This is a genomic window from Paenibacillus sp. LX16, from assembly GCF_036252815.1.
GTDB classification, from domain to species: domain Bacteria; phylum Bacillota; class Bacilli; order Paenibacillales; family Paenibacillaceae; genus Paenibacillus; species Paenibacillus polymyxa_B.
The window spans coordinates 1,142,092-1,162,157 of the sequence record NZ_CP141152.1 but is presented as its reverse complement, the minus strand read 5'-3'; the positions used below and the strand labels follow the sequence as shown (position 1 = coordinate 1,162,157).

General features: G+C 47.2%; 15 protein-coding genes. 5 read left to right on the top strand and 10 right to left on the bottom strand.

All coding sequences use genetic code 11. The features are described from left to right. Positions 1-8: 8 nt before the first annotated feature. The 3 genes from T3H97_RS05240 to T3H97_RS05230 all read right to left on the bottom strand — a co-directional run bounded on the left by T3H97_RS05240 (position 9) and on the right by T3H97_RS05230 (position 5,315). Positions 9-944 carry a nucleoside hydrolase gene (locus T3H97_RS05240; protein WP_328801901.1) on the bottom strand — a complete coding sequence of 312 codons (936 nt, stop codon included), beginning with the start codon at positions 942-944 and terminating at the stop codon, positions 9-11. Positions 945-1,118: 174 nt separating this feature from the next. Beyond that, complete coding sequence (locus tag T3H97_RS05235; protein WP_328801900.1) at positions 1,119-3,272, bottom strand: glycoside hydrolase family 6 protein; 2,154 nt, start codon at positions 3,270-3,272, stop codon at positions 1,119-1,121. A 543-nt stretch (positions 3,273-3,815) separates the two neighbouring features. Continuing rightward, a complete protein-coding gene (locus T3H97_RS05230) occupies positions 3,816-5,315 on the bottom strand; it encodes an alpha-glucosidase/alpha-galactosidase (protein WP_328801899.1) in 1,500 nt (499 codons plus the stop codon). 264 nt (positions 5,316-5,579) lie between these two features. Here T3H97_RS05230 and T3H97_RS05225 point away from each other — a divergent pair, with 264 nt between their 5' ends. The 5 genes from T3H97_RS05225 to T3H97_RS05205 all read left to right on the top strand — a co-directional run bounded on the left by T3H97_RS05225 (position 5,580) and on the right by T3H97_RS05205 (position 12,035). After that, positions 5,580-6,425, top strand: coding sequence for a Cof-type HAD-IIB family hydrolase (locus T3H97_RS05225; RefSeq protein WP_103049015.1), 846 nt, complete (start codon positions 5,580-5,582; stop codon positions 6,423-6,425). Between the two features lie 229 nt (positions 6,426-6,654). Then, entirely contained in the window at positions 6,655-7,653 is a 999-nt protein-coding gene (locus tag T3H97_RS05220; RefSeq protein ID WP_328801898.1) for a sugar-binding protein, read from the top strand. After that, on the top strand, positions 7,650-9,095 hold the full coding sequence (locus T3H97_RS05215; RefSeq protein WP_328801897.1) for a sensor histidine kinase: 1,446 nt from the start codon (positions 7,650-7,652) through the stop codon (positions 9,093-9,095). Before T3H97_RS05220 ends, T3H97_RS05215 begins: the two co-directional genes overlap by 4 nt. Further along, positions 9,070-10,407 (top strand): AraC family transcriptional regulator, encoded by a 1,338-nt coding sequence (locus tag T3H97_RS05210; RefSeq protein ID WP_328801896.1) that lies wholly within the window; start codon positions 9,070-9,072, stop codon positions 10,405-10,407. The genes T3H97_RS05215 and T3H97_RS05210 overlap by 26 nt, the downstream gene beginning before the upstream one ends. A gap of 227 nt (positions 10,408-10,634) precedes the next feature. Further along, positions 10,635-12,035 carry a sugar porter family MFS transporter gene (locus tag T3H97_RS05205; protein WP_328801895.1) on the top strand — a complete coding sequence of 467 codons (1,401 nt, stop codon included), beginning with the start codon at positions 10,635-10,637 and terminating at the stop codon, positions 12,033-12,035. 68 nt (positions 12,036-12,103) lie between these two features. Here T3H97_RS05205 and T3H97_RS05200 read toward each other — a convergent pair whose 3' ends face one another. The 7 genes from T3H97_RS05200 to T3H97_RS05170 form a co-directional block, all read right to left on the bottom strand. Then, positions 12,104-13,015, bottom strand: a complete 912-nt coding sequence (locus T3H97_RS05200) for an AraC family transcriptional regulator (RefSeq protein WP_328801894.1) — start codon at positions 13,013-13,015, stop codon at positions 12,104-12,106. Between the two features lie 148 nt (positions 13,016-13,163). Then, positions 13,164-13,823 (bottom strand): TetR/AcrR family transcriptional regulator, encoded by a 660-nt coding sequence (locus T3H97_RS05195; protein WP_328801893.1) that lies wholly within the window; start codon positions 13,821-13,823, stop codon positions 13,164-13,166. Next, the gene (locus T3H97_RS05190; RefSeq protein ID WP_328801892.1) at positions 13,816-15,015 is read right to left on the bottom strand and encodes an MFS transporter; all 1,200 of its coding nucleotides are present in this window, start codon (positions 15,013-15,015) and stop codon (positions 13,816-13,818) included. The genes T3H97_RS05195 and T3H97_RS05190 overlap by 8 nt, the downstream gene beginning before the upstream one ends. A 143-nt stretch (positions 15,016-15,158) precedes the next feature. Beyond that, positions 15,159-15,815, bottom strand: a complete 657-nt coding sequence (locus T3H97_RS05185; protein ID WP_328801891.1) for a DJ-1/PfpI family protein — start codon at positions 15,813-15,815, stop codon at positions 15,159-15,161. 210 nt (positions 15,816-16,025) lie between these two features. Then, positions 16,026-17,864 (bottom strand): ABC transporter ATP-binding protein, encoded by a 1,839-nt coding sequence (locus tag T3H97_RS05180; RefSeq protein ID WP_328801890.1) that lies wholly within the window; start codon positions 17,862-17,864, stop codon positions 16,026-16,028. Then, positions 17,845-19,581 (bottom strand): ABC transporter ATP-binding protein, encoded by a 1,737-nt coding sequence (locus T3H97_RS05175; protein ID WP_328802780.1) that lies wholly within the window; start codon positions 19,579-19,581, stop codon positions 17,845-17,847. The genes T3H97_RS05180 and T3H97_RS05175 overlap by 20 nt, the downstream gene beginning before the upstream one ends. A gap of 240 nt (positions 19,582-19,821) precedes the next feature. Next, entirely contained in the window at positions 19,822-19,974 is a 153-nt protein-coding gene (locus tag T3H97_RS05170; RefSeq protein WP_328801889.1) for a hypothetical protein, read from the bottom strand. Positions 19,975-20,066: the final 92 nt, after the last annotated feature.

Below are 20,066 nucleotides of genomic sequence, written 5' to 3'. Positions count from 1 at the left end.
CGGCTAATTTATACCACCCGGCTAAGAAAATGACGCAAAAATCGCTCCGCATCGACTTTAAGTGCCACATCAACCGTAGTCAGTGCTTGAGCTTCGTTCTCATTTTGCATCTCACGGGTGCGACCAACCTCGGCGGAATCGCCCACCTCAACGGCAATGTGCATTGGACGTGTCTCCACAAAACTAGAATCAATAGCCAACCCTACGGCTAAAGGATCATGCAAAGCACAGCCTGCAATACCAGGTCTGAAATTGCGATAAGCTTCCATATAAAAGTCCGTCATATCTGCCATAAACGCGCCCAGCTCGGTCCCTTGCTCACGCCATTTGTCCACATCCTGCTGTGGAAGCAGGGTTTGCATCGTGACGTCCAGCCCAACGAGCGTAAGCGGAAAGCCCGCTCCCAGCACATAGGCTGCGGCTTCTGGATCGGCATAAATATTCGCTTCAGCCGTCGGAGTTACATTGCCTTTTACTGTGACCGCGCCGCCCATAATGATCAGGCGGTCAAGCAATTGGGGCAATTCGGGACAGCGATCCAATGCAATCGCAAGATTGGTTAGCGGTCCCACAGCTACCAGGGTAAGTTTGCCTTCATAGCGACGAGCCTGTCCGATTATAAAATCAGCGGCATTCCCAGACGCAGCCTGACGGGAAGGTGCTCCTTTCAACTGATTGCCAATACCGTCTTCGCCGTGAATATGCCGGGAATAAGGTTTGAACAGCTCACGAGCATACGGTTTGTGAGCGCCAGACACGACCGGAGCCTCTACCCCCAGTTTTTCCAGCAGAATCAGTGAGTTACGTGTTGCCTCCTCTACCGAGATATTACCAAAGGTGGTTGTAATACCGAGTATGTCCAATTCCGGCGAATGGACCGCGTACGCAATAGCAAGCGCGTCGTCAATGCCAGTATCTACATCTAAGATTAACTTTTTGCTCATGATGACCCTCCACAGTAGAACAGCATTCTTTTTTTCATTATACACAATTTCAATGCTTATTCCCTTGGTCATCAAATTCTTTATTCGAAGACGTAAAAAAAGACTACGACAGCTATGCCGTAGCCTTCTTTTAATACTTTTCAATCACTCAAGGGCACTTGTTCTGGCTAAATCCTAAGGCTCGATTCCCCACACCAGCTTATCATTGTGGAACAACGTTACTTTGTTCCATTCTTCATAAGAAGTTTTAGTTGGATCGAAGGAGTAATCATTGGATTCGTTCAGGTTAGACCAGTCGCTATTGTTCATGCGGATCTGAATATCACCTGTTTGCGCTCCAGCAGCAAGCGTGCCGGCAGCAGCACTGAAACCAATTTCAATATAGTTGTCTTTAATGGTACGCAGCACGTTATCATTACCTACTTGCGCCCAGTCTACTGCAGATTGCAGCTCTTGGCTGCCATCTTTCGTGAAGTAATAGCGGACTTTGAGCTCACTCAGCTTCACAGGTGTTGTCCCTTTATTTTTCAGGTTAAAGAAAGGCTTAGCAGCGTTATTCGCTGGATCGGTGTCCCCGGCCCGGTACATTACAACCAGATCACCCGCTGGTTCTGTAGGGTCTGTTGGATCAGTCGGTGTACCTTTTGGTTCAGCACTTACCGTTGCAGAATCCTTACTTGTTCCTTTCGCATTTGTAGCACTTACAACATAGAAGTAAGTTGTTCCGTTCGTCAGTCCCTTATCTGTGTACTCTCTTTCCGTTACAAGAGGCGCAACGGCTGTAAAAGGACCTGCTTCGCTAGTGGCACGTTTGACTGTGTAGCTATCGGCACCCGTAGACGCATTCCAAGTCAGCGTTACTTGAGCATTGCCCACAACAGCCTTTAAGCCTGACGGTACAGCTGGAGCTGTAGGCGCTGGGTCCACACCACCAGTGGAAGGCACGATTGCAGGGTACGCATTTTGTACCAGCATCACAAACTGATCATGGAACCATGCTCCTGAAATAGGTGCATTCGGTAAAGCATCTGTTAATGTGCCATCCTTGGTTGTATAGGTAGGATCACACATACGGTCAAAGCCTTTACCCTCATCGTTCGGAATGAGTGAGCTGGAACCATCGGAATCACCCGGAGGTTTCGCCCATACATAGGCATCAATATGGCCAGCTGGAGCCGTTTGTGGCGGTGTTCCCATACCTGCTCCGCTGTTATTACACCAGTTACCACGGTGCGAGCGTTTGTCAACACGGCCTGAGTTTACATAGGAGTTAATATCATTGCCGACTGCGGAAGTCGGACGGTTAGGTCCGCCCCATCCGTTACGGCCTGTATCAATTAACATACCGAGTGAGCTCGGCCAGCCTGCGCTGACAAAATCTCTATGCAATGACTCTGCGAAATCCGATTCATCGAAATTAGGATTCCATTCGTAGTACTTGGACGATTTGATCGGTTGTCCGCCGACATTCAGATTTGGATCAGGCAAATTAGGTTCTGTCAGCGGTGAAGTATTGGCTGTATTCGTGATAAAGCCATCTACACTGGACAGACCTTTGCTAGTGTCTTTGAAGATAGTTGTAAACAGGGATACCGTTGCTGCACGGTTGTTATCCCAACCTAACCAGCCAGAGTGACCGATATCTACGTATTTGTACACATTCGGAATCTCGTTCAGCTTATTCATTGTGTACTTAACGCCAGCTTCATAGATTCCTGTAGACTTGGCTTGCGCACATTTAGGATCATCCAGATTGGTTACCAGGTTTGGCAAACTATCTGGTTCAATGATCGCTACGATACGAATATCCTTATATTTGGGATTTGAAAAAATAGAAGCAATTTTGTCAATATAATCCTTTTTATAAGTTTCCAAACCTGCCTGAGTCAGCGGCAATTCACCATTGGAAGCCAAGGCATGACAATCCCGTCCGGGCAGATCATACACAATAAATTCTGCCGTAATCGGTGTGTTGCCTTTCTTTTGCGCCAATACTTGGTCCAAATGCGCTTCCAGGCCAAGCTTGCCCCCACCGCCGTTAATAGCAGCGATACGATCAAGCCATACGGCTGTCGGAAATGTTTTGACCGTTTGCATTTTTGCCTTTAAATTGGCATCCGTAATCTTGGCAATCGATGTGTCGACACTAGCCGCATAATCAGGACTAACATATTTTGTCGCCCCTTGGTAAGGATTATCCACATGGGATTCTGCATGTATTTTATCCGTAAATCCTGCACCTGGTAGAAAGCTGCTTGCGACGAGTGATAGCGCAAAAGCATACTTCATGCTTTTACGAAGCACTTGCTTTGTTTTCAATTGCTTCACCTATCTTTCCGTGGATTTTGTTGAATCTTCCTATGTCGGCACCTGATTGTTACATGATTAAATGTGAGTTACGCCTACTCTCCAAAAAAAATCGGCGTTCATAGTTGCGAAAGGTAAGCGCTTTCTATTTGTCCATGCGCTCACATTTTCCCCTTTTTGTCACCTCCTATGTTAGATTATAGTGAGCTGGAAATCTGCTGTAAATTGAATAAATTAAGGACTACATTATTAATTAGGCATATGAATTGCCACTTTAACGGTCCGTCGTGGCACCTCTTTTTCTGAAACCGGTTCCTTCATTTGTTGAACTTCCCTGCTATGACAAGCTCTCAGGAGATTTAGGATCGACAGCAAAAGAGCGAATTCAGAAAAAGCAAGACTGTATTCTTTAATTTCCGTCAGCCTAAATCGACAATGATAAACTCCAGAACGCCAACTATGCCAAATCGTTATATCTATCGACAGCAAAAGGGTGTTTTCAGGCCCTCAAGACCATGAAAACACCCTTTAATTGTTGTGAAGACAATCTCTGCTCTTGTTGTTCTACACTTTTTCGCGATCCTTGCCTTTGTCGGATTGCCCTGCATTTTTATTGGCGGCATCCCGATCCAGCTGCATTTCTTCAACTGTCTTCACCTTAAGTCGTGCTGCTCCCTCATAAGGTCGGGTTGGAATCAGATCGCCTGCAGCCAGACGTTGACGCGCCTCGGCAATCGCTACTCCGTATTGCGGCAGCCATGCTTCCTGCGCCACCAGCATTTCATCAACCATCTGCCAAATTTCTTTCGGATTACACACCGCGCCTACTAGCGGATCCATCATAAATGCTTGTCGCAGCAGCTTATCATCTCCGTGTACAGCCGCTTCAACAGCCAAACGCTGGACGGAAATACTTACATTACAGACGGCAGCAAGACCAAGCGGAAGGTCTCCTACATGTGGCATGGAGATACCATTCCGATCCACATATCCAGGTGCTTCAATAATCGCGTCGTCTGGCAAATTGGAAATCACACCGTTATTTACGACATTAAAATGCCCCCGGTATACACGTCCGGTTTCCAAACCTTCGATAATGTATGAACCATGCTCTTCACCGCGATTTTCCGCCTTGTACTCCAATGGATCTTCTTTCATCCAGTTAGGGAAATCTGTTTCAAACCAATTACGTCCTTCTGTACATACACGCAGATAACCGCCTGTTTCTCCGTTGATCCAGCTGCCTAGATCAATCCAGTCCAGAATTTCATTCGGACGCTTCCGGTACCAAGGTACATATTCACTTAGATGACCATTCGACTCTGTGCTGTAATAGCCAAAACGACGAAGCATGTCGATGCGCACCTTTTCGGTGCGACTATATTCAGGATGTTTTTCAAAAGCCTCCAGCAGCCCGGATGTCAGATCCTTGCCTTCATGTGACGCCTGAATGTACCACGTCTGGTGATTGATTCCGGCGCACACAATGTCCACCTCCTGCTTCTCCAGACCATACACCTCGGCAATTTGGTGATGCCCATGCTGGACGCCGTGGCATAGACCGATTGTACGCACACCGCTGTATTTATTGCAGGCCCACGTAATCATCGCCATGGGGTTCGAATAGTTCAGCAGCAATACATCCGGTGCACTTAGCTCGCGGATATCCTTGCAGATGGCCAGCATTTCAGCAATACCACGCTGACCATACATAATCCCTCCTGCACACAGGGTATCGCCAACGCATTGATCCACGCCATATTTCAGCGGAATATCCACATCGGTTGCAAAGCCCTCCAGCCCGCCAACCCGGATCGTACAAATGACGTATTTGGCATCCTTTAAAGCTATCTTTCGGTCCGTAGAGGACTGTATTTGTATGGATAAACTGTTCTCCCGAATATCCCGTTGGCACAGCTCAGTGACCATATCCAGATTGTGCTGACTGATGTCCGTAAAAGCCACTTCAATATCATTAAATTCCGGTACCGATAACAGATCTCGCAAAATTCCACGGGTAAAACCGATGCTTCCTGCTCCAATAAAAGCTACTTTAAATGACACGGCATTCAACCTCCGGTAATTAGAATTGGTATATACCGTCATTGTAGCAATAGGCCTATGGAAAGCGTTATCAAAATCATGACCAGTTTCGTACTTAGGTGTCAAAAATCCTAACTTTCGCGTTAACAAATGGTTGTCCATTTCCATTTTGCTCCATCCCGTTTCTCTCTTTCTATGTAGTGTTTTTTCAGTTCAATATGTACTTTAAGTGCGGTAAATGTAGTAACATAAAAGAAAACATTGGAGAGCAAGGAGCAGCCTAAGATGAACAAAAAGATTATCTTTTTAGATATAGATGGAACGCTAGTGGATGATGATGGTATGATTCCCGAATCTGCAAAAGCAGCATGTATCGAAGCGAGAAAGAATGGACATCTGATTTATTTATGCACTGGCCGATCCAAAGCGGAGATTTATGATTTTATCATGGAGGTCGGTTTTGACGGGATCATCGGAGCTGGCGGGGGCTTTGTAGAAATCGAAGGCGAGATGTTATATCACCACAAAGTATCGGATGAAGATGTTAAACATATGGTCGATTACTTTGATGAACATGATTTGGACTTTTATTTGGAATCGAACGGGGGACTGTTTGCGAGTAAAAACTTTTTGCCCCATGTGGAGCGGCTTATCTATGGGGATGTGGACAATGATCCCGTAGCCAGAGAAAAAAAAGAACAACGTCCGCATCCTTTTATCACTGGCCTAACTATAGGAGAGGACAACCTGTATCGTAGTGACGTGAACAAAGCATGTTTTTTGGAAAACAAAAATGTTCCTTTCGAACAGATCAAAAAGGAATTTGCAGGGAAATTTGAGGTTATTCAATGTACTGTATCTGCTTTCGGGCAAGACAGCGGCGAGCTAATGGTTCCCGGTATTCACAAAGCCGTAGCTATTGAAAAGCTTATTGAACATTTGGGAAGATCCCAAGAAGACACCATTGCTATCGGAGACGGGATGAACGATGCTGAAATGATTGAATATTGTGCGCTAGGAATTGCCATGGGAAATGCCAAACCGGGCCTCAAAGCCATTGCAGATGACATTACGGATGCTGTGGATGAAGATGGACTGTTTCACAGCTTTAAAAAGCATGGTCTGATTTAGTGAGGTTATTTTTTTATACTTAAGCCCCTGCAGTAGTTTCTGGACTTAAAAATGTCCTAATCCTACTGGTAGAGGCCTATCTCCAATGCTATCTTTCCACGGAATTCACTTAGTGCTTGCTCGGCTTCCATCTCCTCAATAACCGCGCTTATGCTGACGATGGCTGCGTGCGGTTGTTTTGTTGCTGTATAATGAATTGAGTCTGTAAATATTTACAAAGGAGCAAGACATGTCAAACCGTAAATGGACATTTATCCTTATCCCCGTCTTCCTGCTATTTGCCTGGCTGCTCTTCCAGTTCACGCTGTCTTCTTTTCAAATTCACCAATTTGCAGAGTTATTGAAGACGGTTTCTCCAAAAGACGGGGTTTCCGATACAAAAGTCGTACTGATATCACAGGAGTTGGATAATTATTACTGGCGGTCAATCGAACAAGGAGCCCGAAAGGAAGCGGAACAGTACGGTATGCGGCTCGATTATATCGGGCCGGACCGCATTAATCCGTCCGAGCAGGTCAAACTGCTGGATAAAGCGATCGCCAGTAAGGCGGATGCAATTCTGGTTCAAGGGATAAATGATCCAGAGTATCGCCGATTAATCGACAAAGCAGCCGGACTTGGCATCCCCGTCATCACGATCGATACGGATGAACCAGACTCCCGTAGACTAGCTTACGTGGGAACGGATAACGAAGGAGCAGGAAAACGGATGGGCGCGCTGTTAGCGAAAGCTTCTGGAGAGCGTGGCGACATTGGAGTTATGATCAGTAGCGAGCGCGTCGAGAATCAGCGACTCAGGCTTGCTGGATTTCGTTCCGTGATCGGTCGCTATCCCAAGCTCCGCATTGTGGAGATTCGCTCCTCAAATATTTCACGACTTCAGGCAGCACAGCAAGCTCAGAACATGCTCACCCGGTATCCGCAGATACGCTACATGGTCGGATTCAGTGCGCTGGACGGCCTTGGCATTCTGGAAGCCTCGGAGCGACGCGGAGCGCGGAGTTTGCAGATTTTCGCTTTTGACGATATGGCCGAGACGTTGGAAGCTATCAGAGATTGCAAAATCGAACTGACCATTGTTCAACAGCCAGAGGAAATGGGGGCTAAGTCCATAAAATTGCTGAATGATTATCTAAAGGGGAATACCCCCCAGGAATTAACATACACCAGGATATATGAGATGCATGCGGACACTCCCGACAACATGCCCGGAGATGACAGACGATGACGATCAGAACGAAGCTGCTTCTGTTCATCCCTCTTCTAGTTGTGTTCGCCAATATCATCGCTTATTTTGTATTCCAAAGCGGAAAGGTCGTACAACAGAGCTACGATGAAATGCTTGGCCGAATTCTTCTCATCGAGCAAACCTCCGAATCGGCGGAGAGCAACTTAAATCTCCTATATGCCTATCTGCTTAATCCAAGAGGCGATAAGGCTGTGCAGGGCCCGACAGAATACCAATTGATGCAGTTAAAAGGCAGAATTCAGGAAGTCTCCGACTCGACCGACCCTTCCTTCGCCGAGGAGGACTACGTGAATCTGTTGGCCACATTTCTTAAAGAGAAACAAGCCGCAGTTCTGGATGCAAAGGCACAAGATCCTCAATCGGCTTTTGAACATTATATTGAAGCGGAGAAAACCGTCAGCTATATTCATGAGGAGGGTCAGCAACTGATCGATGATGAACTGGCTTATTACCGACCAATCATTGAGAACATCCGGAACAAGAATGAGCGAATGAATGGATGGGGAGTGGCGTTGTTCGGCATGAACGCGCTGATGGGGGTTTTGCTTGCAATCTGGGTCTCGCGCAGTATTACTGGCCCTGTCGGCAGACTTGTCGGACTGGCGAAGCGAATCGCCACAGGGGATCTGAATATCAAGCCCCAACCGCGACGGGATGACGAGCTAGGCGTACTGTCGGACGCCATTTCGCAAATGTCCACCGATTTGAGTATCCTTATCGAGAAGGATAAACAGAGTCTGGAAATGCGGCGGCTTGTGAAGGAACTGGAGCTTCTGGCTCTGCAAAATCAAATTAACCCGCACTTTTTATTCAATACCTTAAATGTGCTCTCCAAGCTGGCGATCCTGGAAGGGGCGGAGAAAACCAGCGACCTGATCGTTTCGCTATCCAATCTGTTACGGTACAGCCTGCAGAAGCTGGACAAACCCGTAACTCTCCAGGAGGAACTGGATCATATCCGCGAATACGTAACCATCCAGCAGGCGCGCTTCAGGGACAGAATTCGCTTTGATCTTCACTTTGACGCTTCCGTACTTCAGCAGCAAATTCCGGCCCTGACGATCCAGCCATTTATTGAAAACGCTTTTCTTCATGGTGTGGCAGATATGGAAGACGGAGCCATTATCGTGTTAACGCTGTCGAGAGCAAACGAAGATGTACAAATTGAAATTTCGGACAACGGAAAGGGCATGACGGAGGAAACCCGACTGTCCGTACTCCGTCTTAAAGGCGAGGCCGAAAGCGGCAGTTCAACAGGACTTGGAATGCAAAATGTGTTTAGGCGGCTGCAGTTGTTCTACGGAAAGGAAGGAATGGTTGAAATTAATAGCAATATCGGACGAGGTACTACCATAACCATACGAATTCCAGTCAAGAAGGAGAGTGAGCAGACTGATGTATCGGTTGTTGATCGCGGATGACGAGGCTTTGGAGAGAGAAGGACTGGAATTGACAGTGGAACGGGCGATGCCGGGGATATTTCGGTTTATTCATGCCGGCAACGGCCGCATGGCGATTGAATGCGCGGAAGAGCACCGTCCCCATATTGCCATTCTGGATATCAATATGCCTGGAATCGACGGGCTTGCGGCGCTTCGTGAATTAAAGGAGCGTCTTCCCGATACCCGATTCGTGCTCGTCACTGCCTATGATTATTTTGCCTATGCCCGGGAGGCGCTCTCTTTGGGTGTAAAAGAATATATTCTGAAGCCGGCGAAGCGAGAACTGATCATCGGTACACTGAAACGACTGATTGAAGAAATTGAGTGCGAGAAGCGGGCACGTACGGAAGAATTGGAGCTTAGGCATAAAATCTCACAGTTAATGCCGCTCGCAGAAAATGAGCTGGCTTTAATGCTTATGGTCGACCAGACCGTGGATTCGAGCGCTTCCCAGCTATCAGAATGGCTGGACTTTCCTCTTGATCAGGGAAGCGCCATCATTGCCGCCTTTGACGGATATACGGACGAGCAAGATAAAAAGAAAATTTACGATCATTTCCGAAGCTATGTAAAAACGCATGGTCCGAATGCCATTGTAAGCTCTTTGATTGACCATCATGTAGCCACTTTTTTACGCAAGCCGCCTGCCACCGGCGAAAACGACTGGCGGCAGTTGGTTAATCACCTTGTTCAGCAGCTTTCCGAGCTTGCCCAGCAGCAACTTGGTATAAAGACAGCCATTGGAATCGGATCGCTGCATAACGGCGAGGAAGGACTTCGCAAGTCCTATTTCGAAGCCGTTTTTGCCTCCACCCTACGCAAACGGGATGGAGGTTACTGCCACTTTGACGAATTGAAGTCGTCAGAGGCTGGAAACGACTCTGTGCTGGCCGTCAAAGCGGAGAATGGAATGCTTCAGCAGACGTACGTCATGTCAGCACTGCAACGGATACGCGAACAGCGGGAGGTTCAAACACTGACTATGCTGGGCAGAGCAAAAATGTATATCGAGGAACGATTCAACGATGAGCTTTCGTTGGAAGAAGTGGCTGATTTCGTCCATTTGAATCCCCACTACTTCAGTAAAATTTTCAAACAGGAATACGGAGAGACGTTCATCGACTTCGTAACCCGGCTACGGATTGATAAAGCTATTTCTCTGATCAAGGAGGGCAACCTTGCTCTGAAGGAAATCAGCTTTGAAGTGGGTTATAAGGACCCAAACTATTTTAGCCGCGTCTTTAAGAAGATAACAGGCGTTCCTCCCACTGAGTTCAAAGGCCAAAAATAGTAGAGATTCATCCATGCCGACTATCGGCATGGATTTTTTTAAGCTCGAATGACAAGGTAATGCTAGGTTCAGCCCCTCCATCTCCGATTCGGGAATCGAAGCCAAAATCGTGCATGAAAAGGTCCGTTTAATGAAGACGATAACCGACCTTTCTTTTATAAGCGCATGTTATACTTCTCCTCGAAGAACGGAATGAGGTTCCAGAGATCTGGAGGGGAGATGATCATATGGCAGTAATCATCAATAATGAAAGCGCTCAACAGAAAGCGCTTCAATCAGAAAAACCCAATATGCTTTTTGTGACGTTGGTATCCATCGTAGCTGCGCTCGGAGGTATCCTGTTCGGTTTTGATATCGCGGTTGTTTCGGGAGCCGTTGAATTTCTACAGCAGCGTTTTTCGCTGAGCGAATTTCAGGTTGGTTGGGCGGTGTCGAGTCTGATTGTAGGGAGTATCACGGGAGCGGCTCTCTCCGGCTACATGAGTGAAAGGATCGGCAGAAAAAAGGTATTACTGGCTGCCGGATTTTTATTCGTCGTCGGCTCAATCTGCTCTGCGCTTCAAGACACGTTCACCGGGTATGTTATCTTCCGCATGATCGGCGGCATTGGCATAGGAATCACTTCCACCGTTTGTCCGGTGTACAACGCGGAGATCGCTCCCGCCAAATACCGAGGCCGTTTGGTTGCTTTAAATCAGTTGGCGATCGTAACAGGGATTTTCCTGGTTTATTTTCAGAATTCGTGGATCGTCAGCATGGGGGATGAAGCCTGGGGTGTCTCAACAGCCTGGCGCTGGATGTTCGGAGTGGGAGCCGTTCCCGGACTGATCTTTATGCTCTTGATGCTCTTCATACCCGAAAGCCCGCGATGGCTTATTAAACAAAATCGGCCTTATGAAGCGCTGCCGATTTTGCTGAAAATTCACGGTGAAGAAGCCGCTAAGCAGGAAGTGCTTGATATCAAGGAATCATTCAAAAATGAGAACAACTCATTGAAGCAATTGTTTGCTCCCGGTATTCGGGTCGCTCTCTTTATCGGTGTCATGCTCGCCATTATGCAGCATATTACCGGCATCAATGCCATTTTGTATTACGCGCCGGTTATCTTTAAAGGAATGGGACTCGGTACGGACGCATCTTTGACCCAAACCATTTGGATCGGGTTGATCAATGTGTTGTTCACCATCGTATCCGTATGGCTGATCGACAAAGCGGGACGAAAAGTCCTGCTGATCATCGGCACCTCGTTGATGACCTGCTGTTTGGTCATTATTGGAGCCGCATTCAAAATGGGTTTGACCACCGGACCGCTCGTACTCATCCTAATATTGATCTACGTGGCCTCCTATGCTATATCGCTTGGACCGATCGTATGGGTTATGATCTCGGAGATCTTTCCGAACCGCATTCGCGGCAAAGCGGTAGCCATCGCTTCGATGGCATTGTGGGCCGGCGATTATCTGGTATCGCAGGCCTTCCCTCCTCTGCTGAGTTCAGCCGGCCCGTCCAATACCTTCTGGCTATTCGGAGCCATCTCGTTGTTCGTCGTAGTCTTTATATGGCGCAAGGTTCCCGAAACCAAGGGGAGATCACTTGAACAGATGGAAAATATGTGGCTTGGGAAATGACCCAACTTTAGCCACGCCCTCTGAGTCATACCGACCTAAATCGGCAATGGTTCAGAGGCTTCTTATTATCAGCTCCCATCCTCCTCCGCATAGTTCCTCACATTGCGCTCCACAGCTGAGCGGTATTCTACAGGCGTCTTGCCTGTGTGCTTTTTGAACAACATATGAAAATACTGCCTGCTGGCCACACCTACATAATCGGCAATTTCTTGAATGGGAATGTCCGTCTGCTGAAGAAGCATACGGGCCTTGTCCATTCGCAGCATCGTTAAATACGCGGTGAGCGTTAGCCCAGTATGTTTTTTGAAAATACGGTGCAAATAACCTGGGTGCAGATTCACGGCTGCCGCCATGTCCTTAACCACAATATCTCGGTCATAGTTCAGATGGAGAAATTCAATGCACCGTTTGATGTACATATCCGTTTGCTGCGTGTTGCTGCGCTCTGCTTCTTCCCGTAGACGTGCAATTCGTACTAGCAATTGCATAAAAAGCATCTCGGCCATTGCACCCGGCTGTTCTTTTCGTTGGTCCAGCTCCAGCACGAGACTTTTCAGCGCATAATATACCTCTTCCGGGTCCGATAGTACCAAATACGGGAACGGACGTGACATGAGCGTCGTGACCTCCTGCTCCTCTGCTGCCATTTGTCGGATAGACGGTCCTACTCTCACTCCCTCCGAAAAACCAAACTCTACATTTAGCATCCGGCACGGTTGTTCTCCTTCCACCACCAGTCGATGCGGTACACATGCGTCTAGCATAATAAACTCGCCTTTACGCAGCGTGATGCTTTCTTCCACATTTTCTCCCGTTTGTACATCTACCCTGCAAAAGCCGGAAATCATGTACATAATTTCGGTAGAATGATGATCGTGGTAAGACATGGTATAGTCATGCCATTGCTTGTAATAGTAAGCAAAAAAACGGGGAATATAATCCCCGTCACGCAGCCGTGGCTCAAACAGACTTCCGTTCATCCCCGCACCTCCACAAAATAGATAAGGCTAACACGACAAAGTATCTGCAACCGCTCTATTTTCACAGTTTAACAGACTGAGCCCTGTACTTCTATTTCACTCCGTCGGACGATCTGGAATCCTTTGGATTACGGCAGGGGACTCCTGCCTAAAAGGTTGGGGATTTATCACTTTCTGGACTTAAATACTGAATCAACATTCCCACAAATCGGTTAGCAATTTCTATATTCTCAAGTTCGTTATTCCAATCATCCTTGGACGTCAGACTCATTTTCTGGAGTATACCCATCATAGACGTGAAGATAAAATGAGCGGTCTTTAAGGATTCCGTGTCAGACTTCAATGATCCATCTTGGAATCCAGCTTCCAGAGCATCCATCAGGAAATGTCGTTCCTTTTCCCGACTAACAAAATTTTCGTACTGTTCTTTGAGTTCTTGATTTGAATCATAGGCTCCATAATGCAGATCGAATAAAAGAATAAACTTGATGTATTCCGGATGTTGCCAAGCGTAATCAATCCATGCATCAAGCATCGAAGTAAGCATCTTCTTACCGCTCATTTCGGCTGAAGGTGCCCTTCTCACAAATTCGGTCATGCTCTCCAGGATTTCCATCTGAACCTCAAAGATCAGTTCGTTCATGGACTGAAAGTGCTTATAGAATGTGACCCGGCTTACACCAGCCACGTTGCATACATCCTTAATATTAACTTTGAGAAAGCTTTGCTTCATAAAAAGTTCCTTCGCAGCAGCAATGAGCTCTTCCCGATTTTTGTTTTTCAAATTCTGGTGCCAGTTCTCAGTCATTAGCAACCATCCGTTTCTCATTTTTTGGTTTTTGTAAGGTTAAGAAAAGGGCAGATGCAAGGATAAGTGCACCAAAAATATAAGGAATATGAATATGTTTGTCAAACAACAAACCTGCTAAAATGGGTCCCAATATATTGCCTAGGCTGGTATACGTCGTATTTAATCCGGCGGCATATCCTTGACGATCACCAGCTGAGTTCGCGATCATTGTACTTACGGTTGGCCTTAGGAAGGCATTAAAAGCAAAAAACAGAGCCGATACTGCCAGCAGATAACCTAAATTGATCTTAATGATCATTAACAGTAAAGCGACGGCTGTCATGATCAAAGAGAGACGTATAAGCTTCATCTCACCAAGCCTCTTGATGAGATAATCAAGTAGCCATATCTGCACAACGATGCCTATAATTGCACCAACCGTAATGATCATTGAGATTTTAGTGGCATCAAAACCATATTTTCGTTCCACAAATAGAGCATACACCGTTTCATAATTCATCAAACCTAATGTCATGATCAGAATGAGGAGAAGATAACGAAAATAGGATGTTCGAAATGAATTTAGGATTTGGCTGCGAATTGGCTCCCGGCGGCCCCATTGGCTAGCGGGTTTTCGTTTTTCCTTGGGTAATGTCTCTGGCATATACAAGCTAAGCAGCGTAGCTACAAGTCCAAGTCCACCAGCAAAAAAATAGGGCACCCTGATGCCAAACTCAGCGATCATACCGCCTAACCCCGGACCAAGCACCATACCTAAATTCATGGAGGCACCCAAGTATCCCATTCCTTTAGCTCGGGTTTCAGAAGTGGTAATATCAGCGACGTAGGCCATATTGGAAGGAACCATTAATCCAATACCTATCCCCCCGATAAATCGGGCAATATATAGAAGAGGCAATGTCGTAGAAACAGCAAACATTAGATCCGAGATGACGGTTAAAAACAGACCCGTTATGATCATGGATTTTCGACCCCATCTATCCGAAAGCTGCCCACCTAGGGGCGAAAAAATAAACTGTGCTGCTCCAAAAGCGGCAATAAGATAGCCAGCAGCAGCTCCTGCCGCATTAAATTGTTTCAGATATTCAGGCAGAATGGGAATCACCATACCTTGACCCAATAAAGCAATAAACAAATTCAGCATCAGAATGAAAAGTGGAAATGTAGCAGACTTAGGTAAGCTGCTCATGTTTGTAACCCCCTCCAACCATTTACACTATGTAATCCTTTACTATGTGTAAACTATACTAGTTGAAATAGGGGCCCTTGTAAATAAAAATACAAACCTATTGAGCCTAGCTAATACCGAAAAGATATCTTGTTATTCTTGATTTACACATGAGGCTCCCTTTTTGCAAACTCTTTTAACATACCTCTTATTTGTTCTACCAATATAGCAGGTGCTTTCTTGGGTGAACCCGTGTCAAACGGAGGCTGAGGATCGTATTCCAAAATCAGCTGAACTCCTTTACTCATATCTTCTCCCAATTCCCATGCCAATAGCTGGAGTGCCATATCAATACCAGAGGAGACACCGGCTGCTGTAACGATTTTGCCCTGACGAACCACTCTCTCATCTGTTGGAATGGCTCCAAGAGATTGGAGCAGGTCTAAGGAACCCCAATGACTGGTGGCTACGGTTCCATTTAACAAGCCTGCGGCGCTCAAAATCAAAGAGCCGTTACAAACCGACGTGGTCCATTTCGTAGTTTCATGTATTTGGCGAATCCAATTTAATGTTTCTTCGTCATTCATTGGCGTTTTATAATTTGGCGGACTGCAACCTGGAACAACAAGAATATCAGCTGAACTAACTTCAGAAAAACTGTAATCAGCATGCAAATAACCCATATTTGAGTCCAGCTTGATTAAGCCTTTTTTCTTAGCGACAAACTTCACTTCACATTTCAGTGTAGCAGCAAATACATCGTATGGACCCATTGCATCTAATGCCGTAATTCCATCGAAAAGCATGATTGCGATTTTCATGATGACTCTCCTTTGAAGTGGGATTTTATTCATGCACACCCATACTAACATACATATACGGGGTATGGGTATATTTTTATTGTGAAAGCAGTATCTTCATTTCAAACGCCTGTTTAATAGTACTTACCTGTAAAAAGGCATACTTAAAAAGAGCCACCCCCAGGGTAGTCCTTTTAAGTATGCCTGGAAATCTGTTAATCGCGAGCCGGCTTAAGAGCTTTGCTTACTCAATTGACCATAATATAAATCACTGTAAAAGCCTTTGTGAGCCAGCAGTTCATCATGAGAACCATGCTCCTCCAGACGGCCATCCTTCAAGACTAGAATCCGGTCAGCCTGACGAATGGTATTCAGCCGATGCGCGATGACGAAACTTGTTCGACCCTGCATGAGCCGCTCCAGTCCTTCTTGTATCTTCATCTCTGTAATGGTGTCGATGCTGCTGGTTGCCTCGTCGAGTACAAGGATGGAAGGGTTGGCCAAAATAGCACGGGCAATAGCCAGCAGTTGTTTTTGCCCTTGACTAATGCCACTGCCGTTCGCTTCCAGCACCTTGTCGTATCCGTCCTTCATCCGCATGATAAAGGAATGGGCGTTGGCCAGTTTCGATGCTTGTTCAACCTCCTCATCGGTGGCGTCCAGTCTGCCGAAGCGGATATTTTCACGAATCGTCCCCTGAAACAGGAAGGAGTCCTGTAGCACAAATGCCATGCGGGAGCGCAAGCTTTCACGCTGTATGGTGGTGATATCGCGCCCGTCCAGCGTAATCATTCCCTTGTCGGGGCTATAAAATCTGGAAAGGAGCTGGATCAGTGTCGTTTTTCCTGCCCCGGTCGGACCAACCAGCGCGATCATTTCACCGGGTTTGGCTTCAAAAGAGATACCTTCCAGCGTAGCGCTTCCCTCATCATAACCGAAGGAAACATCCGTAAACCGCACCGCCCCCTCCACATGCTCTACCTCCACTGCGCCGCGTTCATCCTTGGACTCTTCATCTTCATCCAATATTTCAAATACACGCTCAGCTCCGGCAATGGCGGACAGCAGGGTGTTCCACTGGTTAGCCAAATCGTTCAGCGGTCTGGTGAACTGGCGGGCATATTCTACGAATACAATAATTGTACCTATAGTGATGGAACCGCGAATGGCCAAAATCCCACCGATCCCCGCTACAATAGCAAAGCTGAGATTATTCAGTCCGTTCATCAGCTTCGGTATAAAGCCTGAAATCGTTTGGGCCCAGAAGCCCGACAGCCGAATACGGTCATTACGCTCGCCAAAACCACGGATGACTCTCTTTTCCTGCGAAAATGCTTTAATAATCTGCTGTCCAGACAGTGTTTCTTCGATGTATCCGTTCAGTTCGCCCACATTCTTCTGGCGTTCCTTATATAAAGGCCCGGTGCGACGTGTAATCCAGCGCATCCCGGCAGCCATTAGCGGTACCACGATAAAGGTCAACAGGGTCATCAGCGGGCTTAACCACAGCATCACCGTGAGTGTACCGATTAGCGTCAATATGCTTGAAAAAATCTGAATGGCGGAGCTGTTAAGCGTAGAACTGACATTTTCGATATCATTGGTCAGACGACTCATAATCTCTCCCTGCTGACGTTTGCCGTAGAAAGGAATCGGTAGTCGATGCAAATGTGAAAACAGATCGAAACGCATGCGGTACACCGTCTCTTGGGCAATCTCGATCATCCAGATATTTTGCAGCCAGGAGGTCAGCGAGTTGAGCAGATATACAGCTCCTAATCCGATGAGAAAATAAATCCACGTGCGTCCACCCGGACCTTCGAGAAAATCATCTACCGCTACGCCGACCAGATATGGACCCAGCAGAGCCAGCCCGGAGCTGAGCAGTACCATGAACAGTACCAGCATCAGTTTGGCCTTACGGCGGGCCAGATAAGCCCATATCCGTCCTAACGTGCCAGACCAATTCTTCGCTTTGGCCTTGCGGCGTCCTTCAGCTCCCGCCGGATTTCGCAGCACACCGGACGGCGGTGTAGGCTGACGGAACGGTTCAATGAGTTCCTTGAACATGCGACTCCTCCTTTCCGTATTGTGATTCATAGATACGCCGATATAGATCCGAGCTATCCATGAGATGCTCATGACTTCCACTTGCCATCAGGCGACCCTCATCCAGCAGTAAAATCTGATCTGCCGATGCGGTCGAGCTGATCTTCTGCGTAATGAGAAATGTCGTGCAGGACAGGCCATCGAGTGCGTTCAGTAGTGCTGCTTCTGTCCCTACATCCAATGCACTTGTGCTGTCGTCCAAAATCAGCACTGTCGGCTGGCGCACCAGTGCGCGGGCAATCGAAAGCCGCTGTTTCTGTCCGCCAGACAGATTGACACCACGCTGCCCGAGCATCGTGTCATAGCCTTGCGGCAAGCGTTCAATCATATTATGGATTTGCGCCATGCGTGCGGCTTCCTTAATTTGCTCCAGGCTGGCATTCTCCAGCCCCCAAGCAATATTATCCCGAATCGAGCCGGTGAATAGCAGTACCTCCTGAGGGACATAGCCAATAGCTTCTCGCAATATGGACGCATCCAGTTCACGAGCGTCCTTTCCGTCAAAGCGCACATGACCTTCATCTTCTTCATACAGACGCGTAATCAACTGAACAAGTGAGGATTTGCCCGAGCCAGTGGCCCCCATAATAGCTATCCGCTCGCCTGATCGCGCCTTAAAAGATATATCCTTTAGGACAGCCAGATCACTGCCCGGATAATGAAAGCTCACCCGGTCCATTTCCACCTGTCCCTCAATCCGTGTATGATGCGTTGAAACAGGCTCCAGTTCTTGCTCATTTTCATTAGATGTTTCCAATACCTCTCGAATCCGCCCGGTAGATGCAGTTGCCCGGGAAAATACAACAACGATACCCGATAAGGCAGACAAGGCTCCAATCGTCCGCAGTGAATAATTGACGACTGCGACAACCTGTCCTACACTGGCATCCCCAGTGGAAATTTGGCCGCGTCCGAACCATAGTACTGCAATAATCCCTGCGTTCATCGTAAACAAAATGAACGGCATCGTCGTTTCTGTCCAGCGTAGAGCGGACACCGTCCCTTTCATCAATTCCCCTCCGTAATGGGCAAAACGTTCGATTTCATGCCGCATCCGCACAAAAACCCGGATGAGACGGATGCCTGTCAGGTTCTCCTGGATTACTCCGTTAACGTCATCCAAGCGTCGCTGGACACCCTTAAACAAAGTGACCGTTCGCCGCATCATCACTAGCACAAACAAGAACAGCACCGGAGCCATAACCGCCAATAGCAGCCCAAGCCTGAAATGCACAACCAGTGCCATCACAATACTGCCGATGACTACAAGCGGAACCCGTGTCATAAACCGCAGGCTCATAAACACCGTATCCTGTACTTGCGTGACATCCCCGGTCAGGCGCGTAATCAGCGACGAAGTGGCAAAACGTTTAAACACAGGATACGAAAAGGATTGCACTTTACGGTACAGCTTTTCCCGCAAATCATAGCCGAAGCTCTGACTTGCATGTGAAGCAAAAAAAGAGCTGGATATACCCGCCATAAAAGCGATAACAGCACTCCCCACCAGTACACTGCCCCATAACCAGACGACAGACAAATCCTGCTGTCGGATGCCCTCATCAATGATTTTAGAGATCAAATATGGCTGTGATAGCTCTACCGTCAATTCCAGCAACATCATCACGAGCGCTGCGATGGCTGGAACCCGATATTTTTTTAGAAAAGAAAACATCATTCCCACAAGCATTCCTCCAATTGCCCATAGCCGTCCTTCCAGATCAGCGTGTAATGGTTATATGAATCAAGACCTGCTGTAAAACCATAAATACGCACTTTATACAGCACTATATTTTATTATACCCTTCTGAACGGCTTCGTTTAACCAGCAAATTGGAGACTCTGGTTGTGAAATTAAAAGATACGCAAGAAAGCGTTCCAGTCACGGTCACACTTACCGGACGGGAACGCTTTTCGGTTATTTCGGCAGCTCTGCCGGATAATACTGTAGCCAGCGCCTTAAATCCTCGCTATGGATGACACGCTTGGGATCTTCACCGACTAGGCGAAGCCGCTCCAGCAGGAACTTGATTTCACCGGAGCCTGCCTCGATTCCTTCCTGCTCCAGCATATATTGAACTGCACTTCTGCCCGAATGCTCGCCGAGTCCAGCATGATGGCAATTTAAGTGTGTCAAATTTTACGTTAGGTAAGATGTCACAC